Source organism: Citrobacter sp. Ca225, from assembly GCF_030337175.1.
In the GTDB taxonomy this organism is placed as follows: domain Bacteria; phylum Pseudomonadota; class Gammaproteobacteria; order Enterobacterales; family Enterobacteriaceae; genus Citrobacter_A; species Citrobacter_A amalonaticus.
In genome coordinates this window covers 95,846-107,641 of record NZ_JAOWCD010000051.1, presented here as the reverse complement: position 1 = coordinate 107,641, position 11,796 = coordinate 95,846, and the positions used below count along the sequence as shown (strand labels likewise).

General features: G+C 54.4%; 6 protein-coding genes. All 6 read right to left on the bottom strand.

All coding sequences use genetic code 11. From position 1 onward, the window contains the following. A partial coding sequence (locus tag OGW13_RS04260; protein WP_287115740.1) for an autotransporter outer membrane beta-barrel domain-containing protein occupies nucleotides 1-2,879 on the bottom strand: 2,879 nt, incomplete at its 3' end. A 668-nt stretch (nucleotides 2,880-3,547) separates the two neighbouring features. Further along, complete coding sequence (narI, locus tag OGW13_RS04255) at nucleotides 3,548-4,228, bottom strand: respiratory nitrate reductase subunit gamma (protein ID WP_044326516.1); 681 nt, start codon at nucleotides 4,226-4,228, stop codon at nucleotides 3,548-3,550. Beyond that, nucleotides 4,225-4,920 carry a nitrate reductase molybdenum cofactor assembly chaperone gene (gene narW, locus OGW13_RS04250; RefSeq protein ID WP_044257968.1) on the bottom strand — a complete coding sequence of 232 codons (696 nt, stop codon included), beginning with the start codon at nucleotides 4,918-4,920 and terminating at the stop codon, nucleotides 4,225-4,227. Before narW ends, narI begins: the two co-directional genes overlap by 4 nt. After that, nucleotides 4,920-6,464, bottom strand: coding sequence for a nitrate reductase subunit beta (narH, locus tag OGW13_RS04245; protein WP_099434159.1), 1,545 nt, complete (start codon nucleotides 6,462-6,464; stop codon nucleotides 4,920-4,922). Before narH ends, narW begins: the two co-directional genes overlap by 1 nt. After that, nucleotides 6,461-10,201, bottom strand: coding sequence for a nitrate reductase subunit alpha (locus tag OGW13_RS04240; protein ID WP_287115739.1), 3,741 nt, complete (start codon nucleotides 10,199-10,201; stop codon nucleotides 6,461-6,463). The genes narH and OGW13_RS04240 overlap by 4 nt, the downstream gene beginning before the upstream one ends. 147 nt (nucleotides 10,202-10,348) lie before the next feature. Continuing rightward, nucleotides 10,349-11,737, bottom strand: a complete 1,389-nt coding sequence (locus OGW13_RS04235; RefSeq protein ID WP_044257919.1) for a NarK family nitrate/nitrite MFS transporter — start codon at nucleotides 11,735-11,737, stop codon at nucleotides 10,349-10,351. Between the last annotated feature and the right edge of the window lie 59 nt (nucleotides 11,738-11,796).

The window sequence follows — 11,796 nt, the reverse complement described above, 5'->3', positions numbered from 1 at the left end:
TGCTGTGCGACGTTGCCCCACAGGGCGACGTTCTTCGTCAACTGGCCTTCAACCCCGGCTTTCAGTTCGCCAATATTGCGGGCGCCTTTCAGATTCACATTTTCACCGTTCATTGCGACGCCAAAGTCTTTGCTGTTGTGGATCCAGTTGGCTTCGACAAACGGCTGGAAGGTATGGTCTTTGCCGTCGTCCAGTGTGTTGTGGCCCTTGCCGAACAGACGGACGCCGACGCGTGTCTGGATGTTGCCATCGCCGTTACCTTCAACGCGGGTACCGTTAACTTCTTTGTGCTCATCTGCCTTCACGCCCATCCAGGTGATCTGGGCTTTTGGCTGAATATACAGCGCGTTACGCTCGCTGAGTTCGGCCAGTTTCCAGGTGTAGCCGGATTCAACAGAGGCGGTGAAGCCCTTAGAATCATACTCTTCAGATTCGACGTCACGACCAGAAACGGTGTTATCAAACCAGCTGTACTGCGCCCAGCTATCGACATACGCGCCTTCGTGCGTCGCGTTGTCCTGCAGCCAGGTGCCGTACAAACCAACGCTGTAACCACTGATGCGGCTGTCGGCCCGGTTACCGTTACGCTGGTTTTCGGCACGCGCTTTCTGGTTCGCATAACCGGCCATCAGACCCAGATGGTAGCGGTCAGTGTTGTCCGAAGACCACTGCGCAATGTCGCCGCCCAGTTGCATGACATAACGGTTGGCCTGCATATCCAGTTGACTACTGCTGTCTTTCTGACGGGTATGACCGCCCACGTTACGCAGCCACATACTGGTGACGGCTTCTTTGCCGGTCAGCGCGTCCACGTAATGCGTTTCGCCCAGACGATCCTGCAAACGGGTATTGAACAGCGTGTTCGCCGCCTGCAGGTTCATGCCGTACAGACCGGCTTCCGGACGCACCGCGTGTTCGCGCGGCGTCGGAGTTGGCGGCTGCGGATCGGTAGGATTCAGAGGATCCAGCGGAGTAACCGGAGACAGGGCGCTGCTCAGATACCAGTTTTTATTATTCTCGCCTTCACCGCGATGCAGGGTGTAGTCATACGCACCGGCCACGATACGGCCATTTTGTTTAAACACACCGTCAGAATTGCCGCCAACGCTAATCAGTTCGATGCCCGACGTCGTCAGACCGCCCGCGCCCCCGGCGTTCAGTACTTTAACGTTCGTGGTGCCGGAGGTGTTGCCCGCAACGATCATCCGGTCAGTCGGTGAGCTGTCATCGCCCAGTTGGGTGTTCATCACGAGATTACCGTTAGTGCCTGTGTAATCACCGTCCACTGTCAGGGTTTTGAAGCTCGCGGTATCACGCGTCAGCATACGACGCTTTGTGGCGGCTGGCATAAAGGTCAGCGTGGAGTCATTCAGCGTCAGGTTGGTGAGCTGAGAACTTTTGGTCATGTTCCAGGCCGAGCCGTCGGCCAGCGACAGGTTATTCACTGCATTGCCGCTGGTGACCATCCCGCCGACGAAACGCGACTGGTTAATCGCATTCACATCAACCACGGCGGAATCCAGGGCTTCAATCGTCCCGACAACGTCGATTTTCTGCGGGTTAATCGTCACGCGGGAGTCGGCGTTTTCCGCCAGAATGGCAGTGGCATCCGGGTCGTTGTAGTTAACCCCCAGTTGCACTTCACCGTTTAGCGTGATCTCGCCGCCTTTATTCGCCTGAACGTATTTCCAGCTCCCACTGCGGGTGGTATCGATAACATCAATGTTCAGACGACCATTAATGTCGATTTTACCCGCCGTGAGCGCATCTTCTTTACTGGCCATAATACCGGAACCGGTCGTCTGTTGATGCCCTTGAGTATCCAGGGTAATGGTCAGGTTACTACCGGTATATTGCGAGGAGCCCATTGAATCGACGCCTTCAAGAACCGTCTGATCCGCGCCTGATTTTAACAATACTGACGTCGTTCCATGAGTGGTGATGTACGAATCCAAATCGATGTCATCAATACCATCAGATAGCCAGATACCTGTAGCAACCGCCCCAACGCGATTGGCAGTGATATCGACCGCGGTATCCCCAAAGGCTTCAATATAACCCGCGTTAGCATTAATGCCGTCTGCAAACTCATCAGCAACGGATTTCACGGTGGCATTCTGATAACGAATAAGCGAGCGGTGAGTGGAATTTGTCGATTCTGAAACGATCCCCACGGAGTATTCCGTACTCTTGTTATTAACAATCAGGTTTTCAGCGTTGATGAGGGTTCCTTCTTTCGCATAAATGCCAAAAATGTGTCCCTTCGCTCCGGTGATGGTTGCATTCACCGTGGTGTCACCGGTCAGGGTAATCACGCCGTTATTCTTATCAGCGTAAATACCCATGATGTCCTTATTATCACGTTTGTGGCTGATGTTTATGGTTAAATCATCAGCAATAATCGCGCCTTTTTTGGCAAGATAGGCATCGCTTGATCCGCCGACATTGAGAATGCCAACCGCGAACATCGTGTGATAATCATTGTCCAGCGCCAGGTCAGGGCGTCCTTCAACCGTACCCGGAATGTAATCCCCGACAAGCTGATTAATGGTAGAACCTGACCCCAAATTGATTGTGCCGCTATTGGCAACAAAGACAGCGCCAGAGGCAAGTGAAAAATCGCCATCTTCAAACTCGCCCATGCCGCTAACAATCGGTGTTCCAGCCGGAGCCGTTACCGTAATCGCGCCATTGTTTTCCACGAAGAGGGTGTTGTCTTCCCCTGCGACGCTGATAATTTTATAGCTGCCACCTGCAACCAGGGCACCACTGCCGGTGATAATGCCATCATCTTCATCATAAATTTTTGCATTTACGTTATTTGTCATTAACAGGCTGCCGATCAACAGCGCCATAGTGGTTAATTTAAATTCTTTCATATCCCTATTCGCTTTTTTTAATAGACAAATACAGCACGGAATAAATTATATTTCTCAACGCTGCGTTTTGGTTTCCAGACAGAGCGAAAGCAATTTGAGTCAGACGATATCTGCCGAATTCCTTCCAGTAATTCATTCGTGCAAGAGTGATTTATTTTTCATGTTGCTGAATGGATCACAAATGAATTGATCTTACGTAACTAAAGAAATCAGTTAAGTGTGAAGTGAAATAATGGATTACAGATGAAATGACGTTAATATCGCAACAGGTATTGCATATAATAAAAGAGAGGGGCTGATGTCATCTTTATGATTTTTAAAGAGATAACGTGTCTTAAATCCGATTTAAGATTTATTAAGATGTTTCATGGCGTAATTTAAACTCATCAGTATCATAACGGACAAATAAACCGCACGGGTAGGAATATTTCCTACCCGTGAATTTTTAAAAATCTATTACCCGCTGTGCGTGAAACAAGTTCGCCGGATTGACGGATATAGTCACTTTAAGCAGTTGGTTACCCTGAATGACTACTTCAATATCGACAATACCCTCGCGGACTAATACTCGCTCCTGATGTCTTTTCACCAGCAGCATTCTCCCTGAGGTGGAGAAGCGTCATAACGTGCAGCGTGTCGGATGGCATTACCATCCGACACCGAAATGCCTAGCGACGAGAACGAACGATCTGGTAGCGGCGACTGAAGTACTCAAACGGTGCGCTCCAGACGTGAACCAGACGGGTGAACGGGAAGAGCAGGAAGATAGTCATTCCCAGCACCAGATGCACGCGGAAGATAAACGCCACGCCGTCGAGGTGGGCAGAAGCTCCGCCACGAAAGGTGACAACCGACTGCGCCCATTCCACCAGTTTCAGCATTTCACTGCCGTCCGGGTGCTGGGCGGAGAACGGTATTGTGCTTAAGCCCAGAATGCACTGAATCAGCAGAATGCAGAGGATCAGGATATCTGCCGTAGACGAGGTGGCCCGGACGCGAGAGTTGGTCAGACGACGCACCAGCAAGCCCGCGCCGCCAACCAGCGTCAGTACGCCGCAGATCCCGCCGGCAATCATCGCCATCTGTTGTTTCACCGCAACAGGCAGGAACCAGGCGTACATCCAGTGTGGGGTTAACATGCCGAACAGGTGACCAAAGAAGATCCCCAGAATGCCAATGTGGAACAGATTCGACCACAGGACCATCCCGCGCTTGTCCAGCATCTGACTGGAAGACGCCCGCCAGGTGTACTGGCCGTAGTCATAGCGCAGCCAACTGCCAAGGATAAACACCGTCCCGCAGAGATAGGGGTAGATGTCGTAAAAAAAGACGTTGAGGAACTGTATCATTTCGGGCCTCCCGCGCTGACGTCGACGTACTGTGGCGCCACGTCCTGGCTAAAGCGTCGTTGATATTGCTGTAACGGCGAACTGTCACAGGCCGTGGCGTTATCTTCGATAAATTTCACCTGTTCCTCTTCCCAGACGGCATCCAGCGCCTGTCGGGTATCATCACGGTCCTCGGCGTTCACCTGTTTCGTGACACTGTCACTTGATAGTGGGCTGCCCGCCAGAAAAAGCAGGGCATCGAACAGTTGATACCACGGCGTGTCGCGCTGCTTTAAGCGCCCGCCCAGCAGGGCCAGAATTGGTGCGACGTTCTGCAAACCTTCTCGTGCTTCCGCTTCCGGCAGTACGCTCAGGTATTCCAGATACAGTGGCAGATGGTCCGGCAGCTCGCGACAATCAAGCTGTAGCCCGACTTTCTCGTACTGCGCCAGCAAATCGACCATCGCCTGACCGCGATCGCGCGATTCCGCATGCACATGCTCGAACAACAGCAGCGAGGTGGCGCGCCCTCGATCAAACACTTCGCACCATTCGGCCTGTTTATCGAGCAGCGGCGCGCTGAGCAGGGTTTCGGTGAAGTCGGTGAGCATCGGCGCATCGTGTCGCACCAGCGCCAGCGCATCGTCCTTACACTCCCACAGTTGCTCATCCGGATACTCCATCAGCAGGCCAATCACCTTGAGGATTTGCATCATTCCCCCTCCGCTTTGTCACGTACTTCGGTGATGTTGATCGCGTCAATACGGCTACTGTTGAACAGATTAAATTTGGTATCGGAGCCGTGGCATCCATCACCGAAAGAGAAGCCGCAACCGTTGCGCTCGGGGAAGGCATCACGCGCCATTTCACGGTGGCTGGTCGGGATGACAAAACGGTCTTCGTAGTTGGCAATCGCCAGGTAGCGATACATCTCTTCAATCTGTTCCACGGTCAACCCGACTTCGTCAATCGCACGTGTGTCGGTGACGCCTTCCACGGTCTGCGAGCGCATATAATGACGCATCGCCATCATGCGCTTCAGCGCCCGCAGCACCGGGCCGGTGTCGCCAGCGCTCAGCATATTGGCGAGGTACTGCACCGGAATACGCAGGCTTTCGATCGCCGGTAGTACGCCGTCGCTTTTCGGCAGTCCACCCGCATCGGCGTAAGACTGAATCGGCGACAGCGGCGGCACATACCAGACCATCGGCAGAGTGCGGTATTCCGGATGCAGCGGCAGCGCCAGCTTCCAGTCCATCGCCATTTTGTAAACTGGCGAACGCTGCGCCGCGTCGATCACGTTCTGTGGAATGCCCTGTTTAAGCGCTTCTTCTATCACCGCCGGGTCGTGCGGATTCAGAAACACGTCGCACTGACGCTCATAGAGATCGGTTTCATGCTCGGTGCTGGCCGCTTCTTCAATGCGGTCCGCATCGTAGAGCAGCACACCAAGATAACGGATGCGCCCGACGCAGGTTTCGGAACAGACCGTCGGCTGGCCCGATTCAATGCGCGGATAACAGAAAATGCATTTTTCGGATTTGCCGCTTTTCCAGTTGAAGTAGATTTTTTTGTATGGGCAGCCGCTGATACACAGACGCCAGCCGCGGCATTTATCCTGATCGATCAGCACAATGCCGTCTTCTTCACGCTTGTAGATAGCGCCGCTCGGACAAGTGGCGACACAGCTTGGGTTCAGGCAGTGTTCACACAGACGCGGCAGATACATCATGAAGGTGTTTTCGAACTGGCCGTACATCTCCTTCTGGATCTTGTCGAAGTTACGGTCTCGCGCGCGCTTTTCGAATTCGCCGCCGAGCAGCTCTTCCCAGTTCGGGCCCCAGATGATTTTGTCCATCCGCTTACCGTCAATCAACGAGCGGGGACGGGCGGTAGGTTGATGTTTGCCTTCCGGCGCGCTGTGCAAATGCTGATAGTCGTAGGTGAAGGGCTCGTAGTAATCATCGATTTGCGGAATGACCGGGTTGGCGAAGATTTTGGTGATGACGCCCATTTTGCCGCCCAGACGTGGTCGGATTTTACCGTTCACGTCGCGAACCCAGCCGCCTTGCCACTCTCCCTGGTCTTCCCAGTTTTTCGGGTAGCCGATGCCGGGTTTCGTCTCAACGTTGTTAAACCACGCGTACTCCATTCCTTCACGTCCGGTCCAGACGTTTTTACAGGTGACGGAGCAGGTGTGGCAGCCAATGCATTTATCGAGGTTCAGTACCATGCCAACCTGTGAGCGTATCTTCATTTTTTCGCCTCCTGTACCTGATCCCGACCTTCATCATCCAGCCAGTCAATGTTTTTCATTTTTCTAATCATGATGAACTCGTCGCGGTTGGAGCCGACGGTACCGTAATAGTTAAAGCCGTAAGCAAGCTGCGCATAGCCACCAATCATGTGCGTCGGTTTCGGGCACACGCGGGTGACGGAGTTGTGGATCCCGCCGCGCATCCCGGTGACTTCCGAACCGGGGATATTCAGGATGCGTTCCTGGGCGTGGTACATCATCGTCATGCCGGGCGGCACGCGCTGGCTCACCACCGCACGGGCGGTGAGGGCGCCGTTGGCGTTGAAGGCTTCGATCCAGTCGTTATCCTCAATGCCGAGCTCTTTCGCATCCGTTTCACTGATCCAGACAATCGGCCCGCCGCGCGACAGCGTCAGCATTAGCAGGTTTTCGCTGTAGGTGGAGTGAATGCCCCATTTCTGATGCGGTGTCAGGAAGTTAAGCGCTTTCTCCGGGAAGCCGTTCGGTGGGATCTCCCGCATTTCGCTGACGCTGCGGGTGTCAACCGGCGGACGATAAGCCACGAGGCTTTCGCCGAATGCCCGCATCCATTGATGGTCCTGATACAGCTGTTGACGACCGGAGAGGGTACGCCACGGGATCAGTTCATGGACATTGGTATAGCCCGCGTTATAGGAGACATGCTCGCTTTCCAGTCCGGACCATGTCGGGCTGGAGATGATTTTGCGTGGCTGTGCCTGAATATCACGAAAGCGAATCTTCTCGTCTTCTTTGTTGAGCGCCAGATGCGTATGTTCGCGACCAGTCATCGCGCCGAGCGCTTCCCATGCTTTCACGGCGACCTGACCGTTGGTTTCCGGGGCCAGAGCGAGGATCACTTCCGACGCGTCCAGCGCGGTTTCAATCAGCGGACGACCTTTCGCCGGGCCATCACGCTTGGTGTAGTTGAGCTTGCCGAGGAAATCGACCTCCGTCTGGGTGTTCCACGAAATGCCCTTGCCACCGTTACCTAACTTGTCCATCAAGGGGCCGAGCGAGGTGAAACGCTCGTACGTCGCGGGGTAATCGCGCTCCACCACGACAATGTTCGGCGCAGTTTTACCGGGGATTAACTCGCATTCCCCTTTACGCCAGTCCTGGATGTCGAACGGCTGCGAAAGTTCTGCCGGTGAATCGTGCTGCAACGGCTGCAACACCACGTCGGTTTCTTGTCCCAGATGGCCGACACAGACCTCAGAAAAGACGCTGGCGATGCCTTTGTAGATTTCCCAGTCGCTTTTTGATTCCCACGCCGGATCCACCGCCGCAGACAGCGGGTGAATAAACGGATGCATATCCGAGGTATTCATGTCGTCTTTTTCATACCAGGTGGCAGTGGGCAGAACGATATCTGAGAACAGGCAGGTGCTGGACATGCGGAAGTCGAGCGTCACCAGCAGATCGAGCTTGCCTTCAATGGCGGGGGATTCCCATTCAACCTCTTCAGGTTTAATGCCTTCGCGGGAACCCAGCGCTTCCCCCTGAATGCCGCTCTCTGTTCCCAGTAAATATTTGAGCATGTACTCGTGGCCTTTACCGGAAGAACCAAGGAGGTTAGAGCGCCAGACAAACAGGTTACGCGGATGGTTCTTGCCGCTGTCGGGTTGTTCGCAGGCAAAACGAATATCGCCGGATTTCAACGCCTGAACGGTGTATTCCACGGGAGACAAGCCGGCTTTTTCGGCGCTGGCCTTCACCGTCAGCGGGTTGAGGTTGAGCTGCGGCGCAGAAGGCAACCAGCCCATGCGCTCGGCACGCACGTTGAAATCGATCAGATGACCGGTGAATTTCGAGGCATCCGCCAGCGGTGAGAGCAGTTCCTGGGCGGTGAGTTTTTCATAGCGCCACTGACTGGCGTGATTATAGAAAAACGAAGTGCTGTTCATCTGGCGCGGCGGACGGTTCCAGTCCAGCGCAAAAGCCAGCGGTAGCCAGCCGGTTTGCGGACGCAGTTTTTCCTGGCCGACATAGTGCGCCCAGCCGCCGCCGCTCTGTCCGACACAGCCGCAGAACACGAGGATGTTGATCATTCCCCGGTAGTTCATGTCCATGTGATACCAGTGGTTGACACCGGCACCAAGGATAATCATCGAGCGTCCGTGAGTTTTATGCGCGGTATCGGCAAACTCACGGGCGATGGTTTCAATCTGGAAACGCGGCACGCCGGTGATCTGCTCCGCCCACGCCGGGGTATAGGCCTTCACCTCAGCATAATCCTTCGCGGCGTATGCGTCTTCCAGACCGCGATCGAGGCCGTAGTTGGCCAGCACCAGATCGTAAACGCTGACCACCGGACAACGGCGGCCATCGGCAAGCGTCAGTTGCTTCACTGGCAACTGGCGCACCAGTACCGGTTCCTGCTTCACGCTGCGAAAATGCGGGTTTTCGTTGCCGCCAAAATAGGGGAATGCGACGCCCAATACCTCATCATGCTGACCAAGCAATGACAGCGACAGCTCGGTTTCCGTACCCGCCGCCAGCGACTCAAGGTTCCATTTACCTTTTTCGCCCCAGCGGAAACCAATCGAGCCGTTAGGCACTACCAGTTCACCGGTGGTGTTGCAGGCGACCGCTTTCCACTCCGGATTATTACTTTCGCCAAGACCGTCGACCAGATCCGAGGCGCGCATCATTCGTCCTGGCACATAGCTGCCGTCTTCACGGGCGTCCAGTAATACCAGCATCGGCATATCGGTATAGCGACGGCAGTAGTTAAGGAAGTAGTCGCTGGGATTGTCGAGGTGGAACTCTTTTAAGATCACGTGGCCCATTGCCATCGCCAGCGCGCTGTCGGTACCTTGTTTTGGTGCCAGCCACTGATCGCTGAGTTTGGCGACTTCGGAGAAGTCAGGGGTAATGGCGACCGTTTTCGTCCCTTTGTAACGGACTTCGGTAAAGAAGTGTGCATCCGGAGTACGCGTTTGCGGTACGTTGGAGCCCCAGGCGATGATATAGCTGGAGTTGTACCAGTCGGCCGATTCCGGCACGTCAGTCTGCTCGCCCCAGGTCATCGGTGACGCGGGCGGTAAGTCGCAGTACCAGTCGTAAAAACTCAGGCAGGTACCGCCGAGCAGGGAAAGGTAACGGGTCCCGGCGGCGTAGGAGACCATCGACATTGCCGGGATCGGCGAGAAACCGGCGACGCGGTCCGGTCCATAGGTTTTCACCGTCCAGACGTTGGCGGCGGCAATCAACTGGTTAAGCTCTTTCCAGCTAGAGCGGATGAATCCACCGCGTCCGCGTACCTGCTTGTAGCTCTGGCTCTTTAGCGGGTCGTTCATGATTGACTCCCACGCCAGCACCGGATCGGCATGGGTAGAGAGCGCGTCACGCCACAGTTCGATCAGACGCTTACGCACCAGCGGGTATTTCAGGCGGTTGGCGCTGTACAGATACCAGGAGTAGCTGGCACCACGCGGGCAGCCGCGCGGTTCGTGGTTAGGCAGATCCGGACGCGTCCGGGGATAGTCGGTCTGCTGGGTTTCCCAGGTCACCAGACCATTTTTGACGTAGATTTTCCAGCTACAGGAGCCGGTACAGTTCACCCCGTGGGTGGAACGGACAATCTTGTCAAACTGCCAGCGCTGACGATAGCTGTCTTCCCAGTCCCGGTTGGTATGCATCACCTGGCCGTGACCGTCAGCAAAGGTGTCACCCTTTTGTTTAAAGTAACGGAAGCGATCCAACAGTTTACTCATGACATTTCTCCTGCTCCATAGGGTCTTGTAGGCCGGATAAGTCCTGGAGACCTGATAAGACGCCGCGGCGTCGCTATCAGGCGTAAAATTCTTGCCGGATAGGCGCAAGCGCCTTATCCGACCTACAAAACATCGGTGAATATGTTGTTATTTTTGCTTCGGTTTACGGCGGCCATAGACCAGCCAGGTCACCAGCACGCAGACGATGTAAAACACCAGAAAGATTTTCATGGCACCGACGGGAGAACCGGTCATCGCCAGCGAACTGCCGAAGGCCTTAGGAATGAAGAAGCCGCCGACGGCGCCAATAGCGGAAATAAAGCCCAGCGCGGCGGCGGTGTCGGTCACCGCTTCACGCTGTGCCTGTTCGTCACTGCCACCACGCAGTTTCACCCTGTAGATGGTGAGCTGGCGGAAGATGACGGCGATCATCTGGAAGGTAGAGCCGCTGCCCAGACCGGCGGTCAGGAACAGCCCCATAAAGACCAGATAGAAGGCAATAAAGCTGCCGGAACCGGAGCCGGGAAGTGTCAGGAAGAGCAGGGCCGAGAACAGCGCCATAAAGATGAAGTTAATCAGCGTCACCCGGACGCCGCCGAACTTATCAGAGATGACACCACCTGCAGAACGCGCCAGCGCGCCGATAAACGGGCCAAAAAACGCCAGATTGAGGATGTTCACGTCGGGGAACTGCGTCTTCGCCAGCATGGCAAAACCCGCGGAAAAGCCGATGAACGATCCGAATGTGGCCAGATAGAGCAGGCTCAACAGCCAGAGGTGAAAGCGCTTGAGCACCGGTAACTGAGACGCAATAGAGGCTTTGGAACTAGCAATATCATTGGTGCCAACCCAGGCGGCAATCGTGGCAATCGCCAGCAGCGGCACCCAGATCCAGGCGGCGTTTGCCAGTGAGAGCAGTGACCCATCGGGTTGCGGTACGCCCTGAACGCCGAGGAAGGCGAAGATCGGCAGAAAGATCACCAGCGGCGCGACGAGTTGCATCACGCTGACGCCGAGATTACCCAGTCCACCGTTCACTCCCAGCGCGCTGCCTTGTTTCGATTTTGGGAAAAAGAAGCTGATGTTGCCCATGCTGGAAGCAAAATTTGCGCCAGCAAAACCGCACAGCAGCGCGATAATGATAAATACCTCGAAAGGGGTGGTGGTATTTTGCACCGCAAAGCCGAGCCAGACGCAAGGAATAATCAGGATTGCGGTACTAAACACCGTCCAACGGCGTCCGCCAAATATAGGTACCATAAAGGAGTAGGGAACACGTAATATTGCACCAGAAAGAGAAGGTAATGCGGTTAATAAAAAGAGTTGATCGGTGGTGAAATTAAAACCAATTTTATTAAGATTGACGGCAACGGCACTAAATAACATCCAGACGCAGAAGGCGAGTAAAAGGCAAGCGACTGAGATACAAAGGTTTCTTCGCGCTATGTGCTTTCCTTTATTTTCCCAAAATGCAGGATTTTCCGGCTTCCAGTCACTCAAAAGATAACGATTATTTTTCTCATTTTGTCGTGCCATATTACCCCTCACATGCACAGATCGTTCATAAAAAAATAAGAAATAGTCTGCGTAAAAGG